Origin of the sequence: Senegalimassilia faecalis (genome assembly GCF_004135645.1) — a bacterium.
In the GTDB taxonomy this organism is placed as follows: domain Bacteria; phylum Actinomycetota; class Coriobacteriia; order Coriobacteriales; family Eggerthellaceae; genus Senegalimassilia; species Senegalimassilia faecalis.
In genome coordinates, this window is record NZ_SDPW01000001.1 from 2,233,212 (window position 1) to 2,253,075 (window position 19,864).

10 protein-coding genes are annotated in these 19,864 nt (G+C 62.3%); 7 read left to right on the forward strand and 3 right to left on the reverse strand.

The genetic code is table 11. The features are described 5' to 3' along the window. Nucleotide 1: 1 nt before the first annotated feature. Genes ET524_RS11585 through ET524_RS09315 form a run of 3 tightly spaced genes read right to left on the reverse strand, consistent with a single transcriptional unit; the run spans nt 2 to nt 3,849 of the window. Complete coding sequence (locus ET524_RS11585; protein ID WP_161566672.1) at nt 2-166, reverse strand: hypothetical protein; 165 nt, start codon at nt 164-166, stop codon at nt 2-4. Beyond that, nucleotides 163-846: a 4Fe-4S dicluster domain-containing protein gene (locus ET524_RS09310; RefSeq protein WP_129425246.1), complete on the reverse strand. Its 684-nt coding sequence runs from the start codon at nt 844-846 to the stop codon at nt 163-165. The genes ET524_RS11585 and ET524_RS09310 overlap by 4 nt, the downstream gene beginning before the upstream one ends. Before the next feature lie 3 nt (nt 847-849). Further along, nucleotides 850-3,849, reverse strand: a complete 3,000-nt coding sequence (locus ET524_RS09315) for a molybdopterin-containing oxidoreductase family protein (protein WP_129425249.1) — start codon at nt 3,847-3,849, stop codon at nt 850-852. A 316-nt stretch (nt 3,850-4,165) separates the two neighbouring features. On the opposite strand from ET524_RS09315, the gene ET524_RS09320 reads away from it, so the two are divergent. The 7 genes from ET524_RS09320 (at nt 4,166) to ET524_RS09350 (ending at nt 19,699) form a co-directional block, all read left to right on the forward strand. Beyond that, nucleotides 4,166-5,653 (forward strand): helix-turn-helix transcriptional regulator, encoded by a 1,488-nt coding sequence (locus tag ET524_RS09320; protein ID WP_129425251.1) that lies wholly within the window; start codon nt 4,166-4,168, stop codon nt 5,651-5,653. A gap of 1,289 nt (nt 5,654-6,942) precedes the next feature. Then, the gene (locus tag ET524_RS09325) at nt 6,943-7,878 is read left to right on the forward strand and encodes a hypothetical protein (RefSeq protein WP_129425253.1); all 936 of its coding nucleotides are present in this window, start codon (nt 6,943-6,945) and stop codon (nt 7,876-7,878) included. Between the two features lie 721 nt (nt 7,879-8,599). Next, nucleotides 8,600-10,243: a hybrid sensor histidine kinase/response regulator gene (locus tag ET524_RS09330; RefSeq protein ID WP_129425255.1), complete on the forward strand. Its 1,644-nt coding sequence runs from the start codon at nt 8,600-8,602 to the stop codon at nt 10,241-10,243. Next, on the forward strand, nt 10,244-11,203 hold the full coding sequence (locus ET524_RS09335; protein ID WP_129425257.1) for an AAA family ATPase: 960 nt from the start codon (nt 10,244-10,246) through the stop codon (nt 11,201-11,203). Nucleotides 11,204-11,215: 12 nt separating this feature from the next. Continuing rightward, nucleotides 11,216-12,382, forward strand: coding sequence for a DUF58 domain-containing protein (locus tag ET524_RS09340; RefSeq protein ID WP_129425259.1), 1,167 nt, complete (start codon nt 11,216-11,218; stop codon nt 12,380-12,382). 1 nt (nt 12,383) lies between these two features. Then, nucleotides 12,384-14,735: a transglutaminase-like domain-containing protein gene (locus tag ET524_RS09345; RefSeq protein ID WP_129425261.1), complete on the forward strand. Its 2,352-nt coding sequence runs from the start codon at nt 12,384-12,386 to the stop codon at nt 14,733-14,735. A 575-nt stretch (nt 14,736-15,310) separates the two neighbouring features. Next, nucleotides 15,311-19,699, forward strand: coding sequence for a leucine-rich repeat protein (locus ET524_RS09350; protein WP_129425263.1), 4,389 nt, complete (start codon nt 15,311-15,313; stop codon nt 19,697-19,699). Nucleotides 19,700-19,864: the final 165 nt, after the last annotated feature.

Consider the following 19,864-nt stretch of genomic DNA (forward strand, 5'->3'; position numbering starts at 1 on the left):
GCTACTCACCTTCCTTCACAGGCACCGCGGCGCGGGCGGCCGGCCCGCACCCGGCCGCGCAGGCGGCAACTGCCGCGTCGCCCGCGCAAGCCTTGGTGCCACTTTCCAGGCGCGCGCCCGCCCCCGCCGCGCGGGAAAGCGGAACAATCACGCCAGTCACCGTCATTCCTGTCCCTGCCACTGCTCGTTGCGCAGGATGTACACGAACCCGGGGTCGTTGCCCACGTTCGGCAGGTGATACACCTCAGAGTCCTTGTACGGCTTCACCGGGTAGTCGCACCCCTCGCCCGTCGCATCGCCCAAGCGGATGCGCGACTTGACCTGCGCGTCGTAGGACTTGTCGCCCTCAAGCGGCGCGCCGGGCGCCTCGAAGCTCTCGATGCCCTTCTCCAGGTCGCCGAAGAAACGCGCACGCCCGCCGCACTGGCTGACGCACTGCGGCAGCTCGCCTTGGGCCACCTTCTGCTCGCACAGCGTGCACTTCTCCACCACGCGCTCTTCCTCGTTCAGATAGCGAACGCCATAAGGGCAGGCCATCGCACAGAACTGGCAGCCGATGCACTTCGACTTGTCGATCTGTACGGTGCCGTCGGCAAGCACGTGGCTGGCCTCGGTGGGGCACACCTGCACGCACGCGGGGTTCTTGCAGTGCTGGCACTGCACCGTCAGGAAGTACGTGTACACGTCGGGCCACTGGCCGCCTTCCTGGCGCGGGTTCGGGCCGATGCGCAGCACCTTGTTCCAGTAGCTGCCGATAGGCACGTTGTTCACAACCTTGCAGCTGATGGAGCAGGCAAGGCAACCGACGCACTTGTTGAGGTCGGTCAGAATCGCGTAATGCGTCATGGTTTACTCCTCCCCCCTCGGGCTGTCGTAGTCGGGCAGCCAATCTTTCAGGCGCGGGTCGTCGCACGTGTGGATGATGGGCGTACCGTCGTCGCCGCACGGCACGGGGTTGCCGAACGGGGAATTCTCCGCCGTGGCCTTGTACACGCGCACCGGGTAGGCGCGCAGGTTCGACGAGCCGCAGATGCGGTCCTGCGCATGGCGGTCGATCAGGCAGTTCACGCCGGAAAGCTTGAAGCCGTGATCAGCCTGTTCAAGCTCGGGGTACCACCACTGGTGCTCCGCGTTCACCACGCCGGGCTCGATGCCGTAGTACAGGTCCACGACTTCGCGAATCTTGTGCGTGAACGCCTCGGTGTACGGCGTCGCCTCGTACGCCGACTCGATCCACACCCAGTCGCCCTGCTCAAGCCCCAGGCGCTGCGCGTCAACGGGATTCATCTCCAAGCGCGGCACGGGCCACTGCTCGCGGCACCACGGCAGCTGCCGGTGCTCGCTGTGGAAGTACGTGCCCTGGCGACGGCCCGTCGTCAGCAAAAACGCGTTGTCGTCGGTGTAGGAATCGGGTTCCTCGACGGGGCTGTGCGGCGCCTCCTTGAACAGCGGGAACACTTCCTTGTCGGAGAACTTTTCCTCCGAGTAGGCCATGTTCGGCGTCACGCCGCCGTTGTTCACACCGTTGACCAGCCACGATTCAAGCACCGTCGACCAAATCTCCTGCTTGTGCGTCGTAGTGTTCCAGCCCTGGCGCTGCTTGGGCGTGGGCGGGAAACCGCCGGAAATGTGCCCGTTGCCAATCTGGTAGCGACGGTAGATGCCCCAGTCCTCGCGCTTTTCCACCTTCGAGTCGAACCAGCCGTTCTTCTGGAACTCTTCCTTGAAATCGGCCCATTTCGGAATGCGGAAACCGGCAAGCGCAACCTCGTTGCACGCGTCCACGCACGCTTCGCCTTCCAGCCACTTCGCGCCGTGCTTCTCCTCGTCGAAGTACGGAATGCCGGCGGCCTTGTACAGCCCCACCACGATTTCCAGGTCGTTTTTCGCCTCGCCGGGCGGGTCGATGGCCTTCACCGTGGCGCCGAACGCGCCCGAAGAGCCCTGCGATTTGCGGATGCAGTCGAGCTCCATCCAGTGCGCCGCCGGCATGACGATGTCGGCCACCATGTCCACCGTCGGCGTGTGCCACAGGTCGATGGCGCACCAGAAGTCCAGCTTGCACAGCTGCTCGGAGTTGTAGATGGAGTTGCCCTGGTTCATGAAGTCGCCCGTCTGGCCGATGCCGACGGTGACCGGATACGGGTCGCTGGTGTTGATGGCGTCGTAGATCGACGTGCAGTCCGCCCAGCCCGGGCCGCAGTCGCTGCCAATCATCGGGAAGCGCTCGGAGCCCAGAATCTTGCTGGAGTCGTACTTCGGGATCTCCTTCGAGTCGCCGATGCACATGGCCAGGTCGAAGTACGGCCAGCCCGGCGTGGAGCCGCGCATGCCGCCGGGCACGTCCATGTTGCCCGTGATGCCCGCCACCAGGTCGCAGGCGCGCTGGTTCTGCACGGAGTTGCACGCGTGCTCGGGCGCCAGCATGTACTGGATGCCGCCGTTGCCGTAGCCGGTGGACGGGTCCACGCGCGTGGCGTAGGCCAGCGCCGCCTTCTTCAGCACGTCGGCGTCCACGCCCGTGATCTTCGACGTCTTCTCGGGCGTGTAGTCCTGCAAGAAGTCGATGTAGTGCTCCCACACGGTGCGCACGTGCACCTTCGTGCCGTCCTTCAGCGTCACCTCGTGTCCGCCCGATTCCGTGAACAGTGCCGGGTACAACCCATCGGGGAACGGCGTGTAGTCAAGCACGAAACCTTGCGTTTGTCCCGTGGCGTCCAGGCCGGGCTGCTTCGCCTCGCGGCCCTCGGTGGCCGGCTGCCAGTCTTCGCCTTTCCACCCGGGGTTGTCGGCCGTGGTGTCATAGTACGAAAGCTCGCCGGACAGCTCGTTGAGCACCATGAAGCGGCCCGAAGACCCGCCTTCCTTGATGTCGGATTCCTTCAGCAGGCGCGTCTTGATCTTCTTCGACTGCTGCGTCGAGGCGCACTCGGTGGGCTCGAACGACGCCTCTTCCACCACCAGCATGGGCGCGTTCATCCATTTGCGCACGTACATGTCGTCGATGAGGTCGTTCTCGATGATGACCTGGGCCCAGCAGTTCGCCACAGCGCCGTCGGTGCCGGGGCGCAGGTTCACCCAGATGTCGGCCTCCTTGCCCAGGTTCGTTTGGCGCGGGTCCACGATGATGTGCGTATCGGCGCGCGTGGCCACGTCCACGGTGGTGCGGCAGCTGTCGTCGTAGTTCGAAAGCTCCGACGCGCCACCCCACTGCACGAACACGTGCGGGCGCCCCACCACTTCCATCCAGCTGTACGCATTCGACGCGTCAAGGCTGGTGGCGTAGAAGCGCGGGCCCTTGCAGATCTCGTTGGCCTGGATGCCGTTGGGGCTGCCGAAGCACGACTTCAGGCTGCCGTAGGGGCCCATGGCCCAGATGCGCGACGTGCCGCCCATGAAGATGCAGGTTTCCTTGCCGTATTTGTCCTGCTTCTCGCGGATGGTGTCGGCCGTGGTCTTGTACGCCTCGTCCCAGGTGATGCGCTCCCACGCGGGGTCTTCGCCCTTCGCGCCCGTGCGGCGCAGCGGATAGCGCAGGCGCGTGGGATGGTAGGCCGCCTGCAGGCTGGCCTGGCCCTTCGCGCAGTGGTTGCCGGCCGACTGGAACGCGCTCTCGTCGCCTTCGGACTTGATGACGCGGCCGTCTTGCACGGTCACCCACACGCCGCATTCCATCTTGCCGCACCCGCGGCAGCACGAGCGGATGTGCTTGACCTCGCCCGCCGTCTGCGTTGCCGCCCCCTTGGTTTCGGCTAGGGCTTCTCCCTCGATTCCCGCCACGCCGAGCGCAGCGGCAGATACTGCCGCCATCTTCGTGAACGTCCGGCGCGTCATGTTGAACTTGCCCATTTCCTCCTCCTCTCGTCGGTTACGAAGATGCATTCACGATATGTACACAACTGAAGAAGAGGTATCGAGCGCAGCGCGCATTTCGCCGTTGGTGCGCATCGTGCGCTGCGCACGATGCCGGTTGACCTGGGAAAACAGCTAATTATCCACAAGATAGGATAGCTTGTTGGAATACCGTTTCCTTGCGCCGCGCGTCCTAGATACCCCTTAACAGGTACAATCAAACGCAAGATGCGCCGCCGAAACCAGGGGGGAAACGGGGAGTCGCCGCGCTCGCGCATCGCTTTCTGCAACGCATGATCTAAGGGAGGGGCTCATGCAGCAAAACCACGTCCCAACGGCCGCCGAGCTGATTGTCGGCGCAGCCCTCGGGTGCAATACGGCATGGGTGTCCATGGCGTTCAAAAGCCTGTCGCTGTACACGGGACTTGCCCAAAGCGAGGTGATTCTCGACACCGTCTACCTGGTGTCCATCGTGTGCGTGGCGCTGATGCTTGTCGTCGCCGGCGTGTACGACCAGGCAACCGAGCGGCTGCTTTCGCGCAAGGAAAGCATGTGGGCGCTGCCCGCCCTTGTTGCCGCAAGCACGCTTGCCATGCCGGCAAGCGCCGCGCTGCCCGACGGCGCGAGCGTTGTGGGCATGGTTGCCGCCGGCGCCGTGGCCGGCGTGGCGTCGGGGCTGTTCCTCATCCGCTTCGGCATCGCGTTCAGCCGGCTTTCCACCAGCTCGTGCATCATCGGCGCGACAACGGGCACGGTGCTCGCGTCGCTGCTGTTCGCGCTGTTTTTGCTGTTCGACCGCCTTTCGGCCTGCGCCTTCGCCGCCAGCATGCCCGTGCTGGCCGGGCTGCTGCTGTCCTACGGCATGCACATGCTCGTAGACCAAGGCAAAGCCGAACCCGAAAGCGCCAGCGCACACGATGCGCAGGCGTGCGGCGGCTCTTCGCGTGGCAGCAAAAGCGAGCTTTCGCGCCTGACAGCCAAGCTGGCCGCAAGCTCGGTGCTGGTGGGGTTCTCCGCCGAGGTCGTGCGCACGCTGTACGTGCAAATGGGCGTGAAAGACCTTGGCGGCACAGCATATGCCCTGGTCGAAGGCGGAGGCGCATTTGCGGCCACCGTCATCGTCGTCGGCATCGCGCTGCTACTTGCCACACTGAAAACGCCGCGCATGGCACGCAACATCTACCACTTCCTTATTCTGCTGCTGGTTGCCGGAGCGCTCATGCTGCTGGTGCCCGTCGTGTACGGGCAGCGCGCCGCGCTGGTGCCGCACGCGCTGAACTCCGCGTCGTACGCGTGCTTCGGCATGCTCATGTGGACGATCCTGGCCGGCGTGTGCAACCGCTGGCCGGCGCAGCGTGCGCGCACGTTCGCCCTCGTGCGCGCAGGTTGGGCGGCCGGCCCGCTGCTGGGACTGGTGGTCGGGCGGTTCGTGCTGCACGGCGTGGGCATCAGCATCGACAGCGCCATGCCCGTGATGATGGCCAGCGTCATCGCCATCCTTGCGGCCAGCGGCTTCGCGTTCTCCGAGACCGACCTCGTGCGCGCCATGGACCTACTGCCCCTGCAACGCAAGCAGCACTTCCGCGAGAAATGCGCCAAAGTGGCCGCCGACTACGCGCTGTCCGAGCGCGAGCACGAGGTGATGGTGCTGCTGGCAAAAGGCCGCAACCTGCCGTTCATCCAGGAAGAGCTGCTGCTCTCGAAAAGCACCGTCAGCACGCACCGCCAGCACATCTACGCCAAACTTGACATCCACTCCCAACAAGAACTCATCAACCTGGTGCAAGAAACCCAAACATGAAGCACAACGGGTGGACCGCCCCACCCCAAGCGACCTGCCAGCACCCCTGCTGTTCGCCCAGCTTGCTAGCACCAAACCCGCCAGGTCTCCGCCCGCCGGCGACCCCGGCCCGTCAGCGCTCGGCCAGCTCAGCCGCCCGCCCCCACAAGCCTCTGCCGTTCGCACCCCCGCACGAAACGCTTGCCGCATCGCCATGCTCGTCTTCTCGGCCCAACCAGAAAACGCAAGCCTAGAATCAGAGGAATACCGGCATTCTTTCTCCCTTGCACCGCAAAGTTGCCCAAGTTTGGCACCTGGCAAAGCAAGCCTCGCAGGCGATCGACGTCACCAACGCAGTCGCCAACTTGGCGCTTTCCCAAAAATCGCTCATGTATGTGATTTGTTACCACTTGCCAAAGTATCCTCAAAACAAGCAGACATCTGAACTGGGAAAACTCCGCCACAAATTCGACAGCTACCTCCGAGCACGGATTAAATCACATACATGAGCGATTTTTATTACGGCCGTGCCCAAAACGCACGCCATTAGGCCCCAAACAAGCCGAGCAACTATGCCGCAAAGCTATTGCAACGATTCCCGACTACAAACCCAAACATATTTTGCGGCAAGAAGCGGACGCATCACGACCGTGCCCCATAGCACCCGAGGGTTGCAGCCCGGCATCTTTCCCGACGCGCCAGACGCAACAACAACCAAAGCCCCTCTACACGCGACGCATCCACCCGATGCAAGCCAACATAGCTTGCGCCAGCAAGGCGGCTGGCCAAAATGCCGGCAATGCCCGAAACGCATGAACCCGACCACCAAGCGCCAACCAGCTTGCGGCCAAGCGTCGCAAATCGCCCAACCAAACAGTCGGTTTCCGGCACGCAACCCTCTCGCGCCGCTCAAGTCAAAACGCTTGACGCCTCTTTTTCGACAGCGCGAATGACAAAAAACGACGCCAATCAGAAATCTGCAAGATTTAGCGTGTATTCCCGCAAGACCTCAATCACACCTGAGATAGAATCCGTGTAAGCTTCTGACCAGGCATTATTCCGTAAATCATGATATCCTATAGCCATGGATACCATCATTTGCGACATAACGGCATTCGACTATTCGCGCATCCCGCCCATAGTCCAACTACTGCTTGCCGGCAACGAAACCGACCCCGTTCTCACCAAACTGTTCAAGGAAGAAACGGTTTTGGCAACACGCGAGGCCATGGCCTCTTCGCCGCTTTGCCAGACATGGCTTCGCCCCAATCCCGCCACCAGAAACATCGGGCGCGCAGCAAAAAGACCTCATGCCAGCGATATCGCTTCTTGCCGCCAGTCACCGCGGCCCCGTCGACATCTCCGTCGACGATCGTGCCCGCTGCTATACGCCGGGCATTACGCGCCCGCGCTTTTCCGCCAACGACATGCCGTTCGGGTCAACCACTCCCATCGGCGAGAGCCTTCAAGTGACAAACCTACCATTTACGCTCCTGCAGCTTGCGGCGAGGGCAAGCCTTACCCGCGTCATCATGCTGGCAACAGAAGCTTGCGGATCTTTTACGATTTACCAAGCGCCGCAGCCAATCAAAGATGCACTCCAAACATGCGTCCGAAACCGCCGCTTTCCCGTAGTTGGAGGATGGGAGCCGTTCATCGATGGCAATGGCTGTTTGACGGATCTCTGGACGCGCCCCGCCTCCACCACCGCGCAGGAGCTATCCCGCATGGCACTTGACGCTGCGCCAAAACGCGGTTGTGAACGGCTTCGGGTTGCGGCAAGCCTCGTTAAACCCGATGCGGCATCCCCTTTCGAAGCGCGAGCGGGCATTTTGCTCGGGCTTCCACGCCAACGCGGAGGCGAAGGGCACGCAGGGCTCTCATTCAACAAGCGCATCAACCTGTCCAGCAAAGCGAAGACCCTTGCACATCGCTCTTTTTGCCTTTGCGACCTATATTGGGAAGAAGGCCTCGATGTCGAATGCCAAAGCACTCTCGTGCACAATAAGGCAAACAGCTTTCTTTCCGACTCGGACCGAACAACTGCGCTCAGAAACATGGGTATAGACGTCCTCCCCCTCACGTACGACCAGCTCAAAAGCGAAGCGCGGTTTGCCGCATTCTCTGAAACCGTAGCAAACATCCGCGGCAAACGCCTCAAGCCGAAAACCGCGCGCCAAGCCGCCATGGCCAGAGAACTTCGCACTGAACTTTTTACCGATTGGGGAACCGCACACCTCGTCTAGAGCCAAACAGGCAGCGCAACTCGCAAGAAAACGCAGTCGCAATTCAAAAATCGCTCATGTATGTGATTTAATCCGGAAACGCGACATGCCGAAGATTTCCCAGCTGCGTTTTCCCAGGTCACAAGCTTACGTGAAATCAATCTACTACAGCCACTGCCAACAAATCACATACATGAGCGATTTTTGATTTCGAGCCGCCGTTTTCGCGAAAAATGAGCGCTTCAGACCGGCACGACGGAAGGTCCAGCGGACGGCGAGCCGGCAAGCCCGATAGTCCAGCAGCCCGACGTGGCAACGCTCCCTACGCTAGTCGGCAAACACAGCATCCGTTTTCAGCAGGCTCACGCGGACGAAGCCACCAGCCGTTCACGTCATCTTCCTCACCCGCGCCGCCGCCGGCACGGCGTGGCAGGTGCGCCCCACCGCTCAGCCTCCACCGCGCAAATCCGGACGCGCAGCCTGGGAGCGTAGGGTTCGCCGCCGAGGGGGACATGGGTCGCGCGACCCCGGAAGCGTGGAGTGCGCGACTCCAGAGGGCATGGGGGCGAGCGACCTCGGGGACCGCGCGGCCTTGGGGCATGGTTGCATACTGTGTACGGGACACGAGTGCGCGACGTGCCCCGCTGGGTCGTTGAAGCAGGTCGTGCGCCAGATTTAATGGGCATTCCACTATGATTTGCCCCGTTACTGTGGGACAATCGTAAAGCTTAGAAGGGAAATCATGGGATTGTTCGGCTCACATAGCAAACGCAACGAAAACAGCGCATCGCAGCTGTTCGAGGCCGCGTGCGCCCAAGCGGACCCGAACACCAGCTTCCTGTTGCGCGCAAGCGACCTGTACCCCGTCCACATCGCGCCAAGCTTCCAGCACGTGTTCGGCGTCGAGCCGGCGCGCCTGGTCGACGACGTCGAAACGCTTCTGCGCTTCGTGCCCGACGAGGACCGCGCGCGCATCAAGCGCATCATCGGCACATGGGACCGCACAACGCCGCTCACGCTCGATTCCGACTACCGCATGCCGAACGACGCCGCGGCCACCAAGCACATCCGCGCCACGTTCACCTCGGTCGAGGGCGGCGAATACACCCTGGTCACGGCCACGGACGTCACCGACGAGCACGAAACCATCGAAACAGCGCGCGAACAAGAGTCGCACGCCATGAAAAATGCCCAGGAGCGCACGGACTTCATGAGCCAGTTGAGCCACGAAATCCGCACGCCGCTTAACGGCATCAAGGGCATGATCGCGCTGGCGCAGGAGCATCACACGAAAGAAGAGCGCCTACTCGACGACCTGGCCCGCGCCACGAAGCTGTCCGACTACCTGTTGTCGCTGGTCAACGACGTGCTCGACATGAGCCGTCTCAACAGCGGCCACGTCGAGTTGGAAGCGCGCCCGTTCGACATCCGCCTAGTGGCCAACGAGCTGGTGGCCATGTTCGAGGCGCAGGCGCGCGAAAAAGGCATCGACTACCGCGTGGAAACCGAGGACTGCCACAGCATGTTCCTCATCGGCGACCGCATGCGCCTCAACCAAATCATCGTGAACTTCATCTCGAACGCGCTGAAGTTCACCGACGCCGGCGGCCACGTCACGGTCACGTTCCGCGAAATGTACCGCCGCGACGACGAAGTCAACTACATGATTCGCGTGCGCGACACCGGCAAGGGCATGGACCCGCGCTTCACCAGCCGCATCTTCGAGCCCTTCGAGCAGGAAGACCGCACCATCGCGCGGCGCTACGGCGGCACGGGCCTGGGCATGGCCATCACCGGCGCACTCGTGGAGCTAATGCAGGGCGAAATCGTCGTGGACACCGAGCTGGGCCGCGGCACGGACTTCACCACGTACATCCCCTTCGGCCTGGCAACGCAGCAGCAAGCCGACGAGCTGGCCAGCGCGGGCGAAACGCTCGAGATGTTCCACAGCAAGGAAAGCGACGCCACGCAGTACAACTTCGAAGGCAAGCACTTCCTTATGGCCGAAGACAACGACTTCAACGCCGAAATCGCCATCGAACTTCTGGGCACGCTCGGCGTCACGGTCGACCACGCCAACGACGGCCCCGTGGTGGTGGACATGTTCGAGAAGGCGCCCGCGGGCACGTACGACGCCATCCTCATGGACATCCAAATGCCCACGTTCAACGGCTGGGAGGCAACGCGGCGCATCCGCGCGCTCGACAAAGACGACGCGAAAACGGTGCCCATCATCGCGCTGTCGGCGAACAACTACGTGGAAGACGCGCGGCAGTCGCGCGAGGCGGGCATGAACGGTCACACGGGCAAACCCATCGAAATGGACGAACTGAAAGCACAGCTTGCGGCCGCAACCGCAGAATCCGCCTATCTAGGAGGGAAATAAATGATCGTCGAGCAATCAAAGGCCATCGTCGCGGAAGTGAACAAGGCCCTTATCGGCAAGCAGGAAGTCGTGGAGCAGGCGCTTATGGCCATTTACGCCGGCGGCCACATCCTGCTTGAAGACGTCCCCGGCACGGGCAAAACCACGCTGGCCCTGGCGCTGTCGAAGTGCCTTGACCTGGATTACAAGCGCGTGCAGTTCACCCCCGACACCATGCCGTCGGACATCACGGGCTTCACCATGCTCAACCGCAAAACGGGCGAATTCGAGTTCAACTGGGGCGCCGTGAACTGCAACCTGCTGCTGGGCGACGAAATCAACCGCACCAGCGCCAAAACGCAATCGGCCCTGCTTGAGGTCATGGAAGAGCTTGCCGTCACCGTCGACGGCGTCAGCCACCCCGTGCCCAAGCCGTTCATCTGCATCGCCACGGAAAACCCCGTGGGCTCGGCCGGCACGCAGCCTCTGCCCGACAGCCAGATCGACCGCTTCATGGTGCGCCTGTCCATCGGCTACCCCTCCACGGCCGACCAGGTCAACATCCTGAAGGCGAAGCGCTACGCCAACCCGCTTGACGACATCAAGGCGAAGATCAGCCGCGACAACCTGCTGGAAATCCAGAACTTCCTGGGCAACGTGCAGGTGGCCGACACCGTGCTCGACTACATCGTGCGCCTGTGCGAGCAAACACGCGACATGGAGCTGGTGGAGCTGGGCGTCAGCCCCCGCGGCGTCATCGCGCTGACGCGCATGGCCCGCGCCTGCGCGCTTATCCGCGAGCGCGACTTCGTGTCGCCTGAGGACGTGCGCGAGGTGTTCAAGGCCACGTGCGCGCACCGCTTGGCGCTCAAACCCCAGGCCCGCATCGAATCCGTCACCGCCGAGGACATCCTCGACCAGGTCATGGAAATCGTGCCCGCGCCCTCCATGGGCCAGGTCGTCGGCCGCGCCGCGCGCTAGTAAGCACGCCTCATGAAGCGGAATCCCATCATATGCATCGTCGCCATCGTGCTGGCCGTCGGCTCGTTTGTTGCCACGAACAACGCCGCCGCCTTGACGGTTGCGCTCATCGCCATCATCGCACCGGCCGCTAGCACGGCGTTCGGGCGCGCCACGGCTGCCCACACGCAGCTGCAGTTCGGGCTTCAGCACGCCTGCACCGCAGGTCAGCCGCTTGAACTGGGCATCACCGTCACGCGCCCGGCGCTTTCGCGCAACCGCATTCGCTTGACGTTTCGCTTCCGCAACCTGCTGACGAACGCCACGGAGGAGGTGCCCGTCACGCTTGCGCCCGCGTCGGGCAAAACCGAGCACTTCCACCTGCCGCTCAACACCAGCTTCTGCGGGCGCATCGAGGTGTCGCTCGTGTCCGCCCGCGCCACCAACTCGCTGGACTTCATCGACGCCGACATCCAAGACGCGCGCCTGGAAACGTCCTACACCGTGTACCCGGAAATCGCCGACATCATCGCGCAGACCACGCGCGCAAACCGCTCCAGCATCTCCGGCAGCACCTACGATTACCACCGCAAGGGCCAGGACCGCACAGAAGTGTTCGAGATGCGCGACTTCCAGGAAGGCGACTCGCTCAAAGCGGTGCACTGGAAGCTTTCGGCGCGCTTCGACGACCTGATGGTGCGCGAACCCTCGCGTCCCACCGACTACGACATCACCATCCTGTGCGACCCGCACGACCCGGGGCACGGCAGCGCGCACGCCAACGTGCTCAACGGCGTCATGTCCGTTACCGCGTCCATCAGCCTGTCGCTTATCCAGCAGGGCCTTTCCCACTCGGTGGCCTACCTCACCGACGATGCGCTGGAATCGGAGTTCGTCGACAGCCGCAACTCGTTCAACACCATGCTTGACATGCTGGTTTCCACGCCACTGCCCACCGCCGCGTTCGAGGACACGGCCGCATTCGACGAGTTCCGCCGCGCGCACAACGTCACGCGAACGGTGCTGGTCACCGACGTGCTTGACGAAGCGCTGGCCGCAAAGCTCAACCAGCTTACCGACTTAAGCGTGTTCTACATCAGCGAAAGCACGCAGACGGGATCGGACACCTCAAGCGGCTACCTGCTCACCCACATTCCCGCCGACGGCATTGGCGAGCGCATCAAGAATCTGGAGCTGTAACATGGCCGCCAGCGAGAACATACGCATCATGCCGCGCGTCATCCTGTCCGCGTGCAATGCACGCAACCAAAAGCAGTCCGCCGACCGCGCGCAAGCCATCGCTTCGGCGCTTGCCGCCGTGCTTCTGGCCTGCGGCGGGCCCATCCTGTTCGCCGGCTGCATGACCCTGCCCACCCTGGTGGCCACGCTCATCGCCGCCACGGTGGTGGGCGCGCTGGCCGGCGCACTCAGCGTTATCGGGCCCATCAAGCGCATCGTCCCCTTAGGCGTGGTGGCGGCAAGCGCGCTGGCGCTGATCCTGCTGCTTGCCGTCCCCGACGCGCGCGGTGGCATGTTCAGCATGTACAACGCGCTGGCGTCGCGCTTCGACGACGCGTTTTACTCCTACGCGGGTCTGGTGCAAGGCTACGGCACCGTTGCCGCTTCCCCGCTGTTCGGCGCGTGCCTGGGCACGCTTACCGCAACGGCCGCATGGGGCTTCACGCGCCTGCGCACCACGGGCGTCACGCTGCTGATGCTGGTAACCGTGTGCGGCTTCGGCCTGCGCCTTTCCAGCGGCATCGGCACCATCGGCTGCGCCGTGGGCATTGCCGGCTGGCTGACGCAATGCCGCTACATCCAGCTGCGCGGCTCCATGTGCTCCACGAAGTCGCTGCTTGCCGATCTGGGCATCAACGCCGTTATGTGCGTGGGCGTATTCGTCATCATCGGCGCCATATTCGTTCCCAGCGCAGCCGTGGACAACGCGCACAATGCCATGTGGAACGCCATCAACCACGCGCGCTACGGCGAAGAGACGCTGCCCGAAGGCGACATGGGCAAAGCCGCGCGCCTCAACGACCAGTCCGACGCCACGCTGCGCATCACGCCGGAGGGAACGTTTTCCGATGACATGCTGCTGCGCGGCTTCGTAGGCGCGAACTTCAGCGAAAGCGAACGCTGGTCGGCGCTTGACCACACCGCCTACGAAGGCAGCTGGTCGGGCATCATGAGCTGGCTTTCCGCCGAAGGCCTTACGCCGGCCATGCAACGCGCCGCCTACGACGACGCGAACGCGAACCGCGGCGGCGAGCGCACCGAGGTGTCCACCGTCTCCGTGGACGCGGGCAACGCCTACCGCGGCTACACGTTCGCGCCCTACACCATGCGCAGCCTGACCGGCTCGAACGCCAATCTCAACCTTGACGGCACGCTGCAAAGCGGGCTTGCGGGATCGCGCTCGTACCACTTCGAGATGGACAACGTGGCAACCGCCAACGTGCTTGACGACACCAGCTGGCTTGAATCCGCGGACAGCCCCTACGCGTCCACGGAAAGCGTGTACGCCGCGTTCGCCAAGGAGCACTACCTGGACGTTCCCGACGACGAGGCGGGCGACATCAAGCGCCTGGTGTTCAACGACGCCACGTGGGACAGCGCGGCGGCTTCGTCGGAATTCGCCGTTATCAGCCGTGTGCGCACCATGATGGACACGATGGCAAGCTATACGGAAAGCCCGAAAACCATGCCTGCCGAGGCGGGAAACTCGTTCGCGTCGTGGTTCTTCGAGCAGGCGCGCGAAGGCAACTCCAGCTACTTCGCCACCGCCGCTACGCTGGCGTTCCGCGCGCAGGGCATCCCCGCCCGCTACGTAGAGGGCTACCGCGCGGGCGACCTGACGGGTGCGGCGCTGACGAACTCCACGCTGACGCTTGACCACGGCAACGCGCACGCATGGTGCGAGATTTACCTTGACGGCCTGGGTTGGACGCCCGTGGAAGTGACGCCCGGCTTCTACACGCAGGCCTTTGAGCCCGATGCCGTCATCGATGTGGGCGAAACCTGGAGCAGCGGCGCGAGCGACCAGGTGCTCCAAACCGGGTCCATCGCCGGGCAAACGAACGACAACCAGGACAACGGCAACGAATCCGACGCCGCCGCGTCCGTACTTGACGTGCTACGCGAGGTGCTGGTCACGCTTGCCATCATCGCCGCGCTGGTGGCCGCCGCGTTCATCCAGCGTGCCGTGCGCATCAACAAGCGCAAGCAGCGCATTGCCGCCGATGACCAGGCCATTTCGGTACCCGCGCTTTACAACTACCTGGCGGCCGTCATGACCTCGGCCAGCGTCGGGTTCAACGCAACCAAGCCGCTTGACAACCTTGACGGCCTGTGCCGGGCGTTCCCAGACGTCGACGTTATGGAGTTCAAGCGCGTCATCGAAATCCACCAGGCCTACGCGTTCGGCGGGCATGTGCTGAAGCCGAACGAAATGCGCACGCTGCGGCGCCTCACCGAACGCCTGCACGAAATGCTCCCCGCATGCGCAAACGCGCGAGAGCGCTTGAAACGCTACTTCATCGAAGCCCTGTAGCAGGGGCGAAAGCCTTGTCGCAATAAACCCGCCGGCAAGGCTTTCGGCATTATCGGGTCTTGGGGGGAAGAAGGGCTGCGCGCGGGTAAGAAGGGAAACGGCGAGCCACGCGAACAAGGGTACCTCGAAACATATCGCAATCGCAACCGCAGCTGTCGTCAGCGTTGGCGCTTTCGGCGTCGGGGCCATCTCGTTTGCTCAAGCGAACCCCGACTTCAATCCGGATAACTTCACGTCGGCCTACAGCAAAGGGCTTGATGATGCGGACAGGGGCTGATGCAGCCGCGAACATCGTTTCCAACGCAGGCACCGCAGCGGAAACCGACGCCGCAAACGTCGCAACGCTTTCCGCAATTGAGAACCAGTCCGAACAAGCGGCCGACAATTCCGCACCAATCGCCGAAATGCCAGCTTAACCTGTGATTTCGTAGCGAAATACCGCAGCGAAGACCTTTGAATGCCCCGCGTTGCCAAGTAGAATAAGGACACGTGCATCTTCACCTGGATGGCGTGCCTTTTTCGTTTCCCCCTAGTCGCGTTTTTGCGACTTGCACATATCGTTACCGGAGGATTGAGTGCGCTTTTCCTCGAAACATATTGCCGCCGTCGTTGCGTCTGCGGCCGTTGCTGCCGCTTTCGGCATCGGCGCGTTTGCGCTGGCCCAGTCGGGCCCGTCGTTCGACCCGCAGCAATTCACGTCCGCTTACAGCAAAGGGCAAACCGACGCCGACCGCGGCTACCAGGCCAACCCCATCGACACCGACGCCCAGGCCAATCGCGAAAAAGACGACGCGAACAGCGACCAGAAAACCACCGAGACCGAGCGCCCCGCAAAAGACGTGTTCACGAACTATCCGCTGCAGGGCCCAACCGGAACCTCGGCGTACAACGTCACGGGCAACGCCGAGCTTGGCGGCATAGGCATAGCCAATGAGGATGGCAGCAGCAACGGCAATGCCAGCGCAGGCGGCGGCAACGCCGGCGGCGCCGTGGTGGTCAAGCCCGACAGCAACGGCAATGACAACGCAGGCGGCGGCGACAAGGCCGACGACGACAACAATGGCGGCAGCCAGAAGCCCAGCGGCGGCGACAAGCCTGGCCCCTCTCCTTCTGCGCCCGACAGCTACGACGTGCTGCCGACCGACCCCGGCTACGAAGAGAAGGACACCGAGAAAAATGGCAACGGCATCTTCTACAAGCCTGTGAACGGCAACAACTCGTCGCTTTCGAAAGTTGACCCCGCGCAGGCGCATGCCGTCATCATGCCGGCGAATACCGCCGACACCGCGCTGTACACCGGGCAGAAGCTCGACGCCTGGATGGTGTTCTGCGCGCTCAGCACGTTCTACTACTACAGCGGCGAATCGTATGCGTGGACGTGCTCGAAAGACGAGTTCGCCAGCTACCCGTACTTCCGCGTAGACGACTTTCCCAAGGAGGTGCCGAACGGGACGTTCCCCATCACGGTCAGCTATCGCTTCAACGACGCGGACACGTGGCATACCGAAACCATCGAATACGAGCCGGCGCAATCGTGCACGTTCATCGTCACCGGCCAGGTTGACGAAAGCGGTAACCCCGTTGTGCTCACGAAGGTCTACGACAGCACCATTAACCTGCTGCGTTATACCGAGCAGGAGCTTGAAGCTGTGGGCTATTTGGAATACGGCATGGTCTCAAACATGCTTCTGGGCTGGAAGGAAGGCAGCCACGAAGTCGGCCCCTTCTACACGCCCGAACCCGGGCGCCACGTCATCGAGCCCGCCGGTTTCGCCGAAGTGCCCGAAGGCTACAGCGTGGACACGTACTTCTATTTCCTGAACGACAAGCTGCAAAACGACTTCGTGCAGGGTATGCACTTAAGCTACCTGCAGCGCCTGTACCTGTATCAGGACAACCAGGATCTTGGCGGCATGCTTGTTGGCAACGAGTTCATCCTTAACGTGCCGCTTGGCGTGCAGGCGGTGGAAATCAACGAGTGGTTCGGCCCCGTGAATGTGGGTCGCCTGGTGCTGCCGTCCACCACGCTTGACGTGCAACTTGCGCCCACGGGGCTTGTGGTGTGGGACTCGTTTGCGGTTGATGCGGGCAACCCCACGTATGCGACAACGCCCGACGGCATTCTGACCTCGAAGGACGGCACGCAATACCTTGGCGTGCCCATGAACCGAGCCGAGCTCGACGTGCCGGATAGCGTGAGCGAAGTGAAGCTACAATCTGGCAACGACCTGCAGAAATTGGTGCTGCGCACCGATGATGCAAGCGAGCTTCCTTATGTGAATCTGGAAACGCTGAACTGGTGCAATATCGTCATTGCAGACGATATGCTTGATAAGTTCGTCACCAACAACACGGCTGCATTGAACGAGGGCTACGGCAACACGCTTTCACTTGCCTCCGAGCCAAGCACGCAATACCGGCTTGATAACGGCAAGGTGTATTCCGACGATTTGCTGAAGTTCGTGGTCAACACGGGAAGCAACACCATCTTCACGGACGGCTTGCACACCATTGCCAGCGGATGCTTCGAGGGCAACGGAAGCGCCACCACCATCGTGCTGTCCGATGGCGGCGATTACACGTTCGAGGCGGGCAGCCTTGCCGGCAGCGCCGTTGCTACCATCGTGTGTCAAAACGAGGCGCAGCGCAAGGCTGTGCAGGCGCAGCTTGATGCGGCCGGCGCGCCCGATGCCATGGCCGCGCTGTCCGATGTCAGCACCGAAGGGTACCGCTACTTCACCACCGATATTGATGGCACTGCGTACACCACGCTGCTAACGGTGCCCGAGGACGTCGCATCGTTCACCGGCTCGTTCACGGCCGCCGATGGAACGTCTATCTGCCCCGATGCCATCTCCGCCGGCGCGTTCGCCAACAACACCGACCTGGAATGGGCCATCTTGGCCGATAAAACGTCGCTTATTGGCGCTCGGGCCTTCGCAGGCTGCACGAACCTGCAGGGCGTCTTTATCAGCAACCCCGATACGGCAACGCTGGGAGCCGATGCGTTCGACGAGTGCTACAGCCTGCGGTTCATCGCTTCGCGGGCCATGTACGGCGACTTCACGTTTGCGGGCGTGTCCAGCTATAACTGCCAGCTACTCCGCCCCACCGGCTCGGATGGCACGGACGACTACATCAACAACTTCCAGTACTTCACACCCGAGTCCGGCGTGACCGAATACGAGCTGGTGCAGCTTGACGATGGCGGCTACGTACTGTATGGCTGCGACGACGACGGCCCCTGGCTGGCAATTTCCAGTGGCTCGACCATTACCGGCCAGGTCACGTTGCCGCTAACCACCACGGAGTTTTTCCTGAACTCGTTCAAGGACGTGCAGGGCGATTTCACGGTGAATTGGCGCGATTTGAAGAACCTTATGTATGTTGACGGTAGCGCGTTTGCGAACTCCACCGTGTCGGGCGAGGTGTATGTCGGCACGAGCGACATCGATCACGCGTCCATTGCATCCGACGCGTTCAGCAACTGCCAAAACATTACGTCCGTGGTAAGCGATGCGCCCCTGTTCGACTGCGCATCTTGGGCGTTCTCGGAGTGCGAGAACCTCACGAGCGTGCGGCTGGCGGTCAGCTACTCCTACGATTGGGGGTTTGTGCTGGGATCGGGCGTCTTCTATGGGTGCAAGTCGCTTGAGACCATTCAGATTGATAGCTGGAACCCTTCGAGCCTGCTGCGCTTTGGCAAAGGTTCGGGCTTCCGCTTCGATGGCGACTGGGACAATGTGGACGAATGGGAACGCATTCGCCTGATCGTGCCCGATGGTAGCCAGGAGTACTACCTGCACGACTGGCTGTTCGCATGGCTGGGCTACGACGATTACGACCAGTACTACAGCAAAACGTACGAGAACCTGTACACCGAAACCGGCGCGGAACCGTCGCGCGTTGAGGTGAAGCAGGCTATGTCTGAAGGCATGCTTGCTGCCGAGAACCAGCTACGCCAAATGATGGGCATGGAGCTGGTCGACCATTCGTCGTTCATCACCATCGACGATCAGGACGGCTACGTGTTCCAAACCAGTCAGGGCATCACCACGCTCATCGGCGTGCCGGCAGACGCGAAGGTGATTGACCTGGACAGCGCCATTGGCACGAAGTACGACAGCGTGCTGCTGGGCAGCGATGCGTTCACCGAGTGCAGCCAGCTTAAGCAGGTCATCGTCGGCAACAAAGTTTCCGCTATCGAGCCGGATGCGTTCGAGGGCTGCGATGGCGTGACGGTGACGTTCCCCGACGAGTGCAACACCATGCTGCTTGGCGCAAGCACCACGAACCCGTTTAGGTTCGGCGCCGATATTGTGTTGGATATCCCCGAGGAGTCGCAGGTTGACTACTTAGCAACGTGGCCGATGCAGTGCGTAGGCATTTTAGACGACTTTGCCCTGGGCGATTACTTCTTCGATATCTGGATTGCCCTGCGGGATGAATATCCCGATGGCAGCCCCACCGCCGAGCAACTGAACCTTGCCGTGAGCACCCCGTTTTTGGAGCAGGAGAATTACCTGCGTGGCCTTATGGGGCTTGAGCCCATCGACGACATCAGCCAGCTTGAAGGTTACATCGACGTCTCCGGCATGGCGGGCTTGAGCGAAGACACGCAGCGCGAACCCGTGGTTGCGGCACTGTCCACGCTCAGCGCGCACCATGGCTCGGCGACTGAAGCGCTTGAAGCGGTGGGGCTCATCAGCAGCCGAGGTAACGAAACCGGCAAGGCCATTGTCGGCCACCAAGCACCTGAAGGCGATGCAATTGTCAGCAAGCCCGTTGCGGAAGACAAGCAGCCTGACGCGAAAAACAATGGGGACAGCGATGGTGCGGTAGCCGATGATAGCAACGACGACGCCGCAATCGATAGTGATAACAGCAGCAATAGCATCGGAAGCGAAATGATTGCCAGCAGCGATAACAATTCCCCAACACCGATGCCAGCAAACGAAGCATAATCGTCGAAGCAACTCAACCAAGCAAAAGAAGGCGCCCTGTCGGAAAACCGACAGGGCGCCTTCGCACTCGCGCCTTCGCACTCGCGCCTTCGCACTCGCGCCTTCGCACTCGCGCCTTCGCACTCGCGCCTTCGCACTCGCGCCTTCGCACTCGCGCCTTCGCAC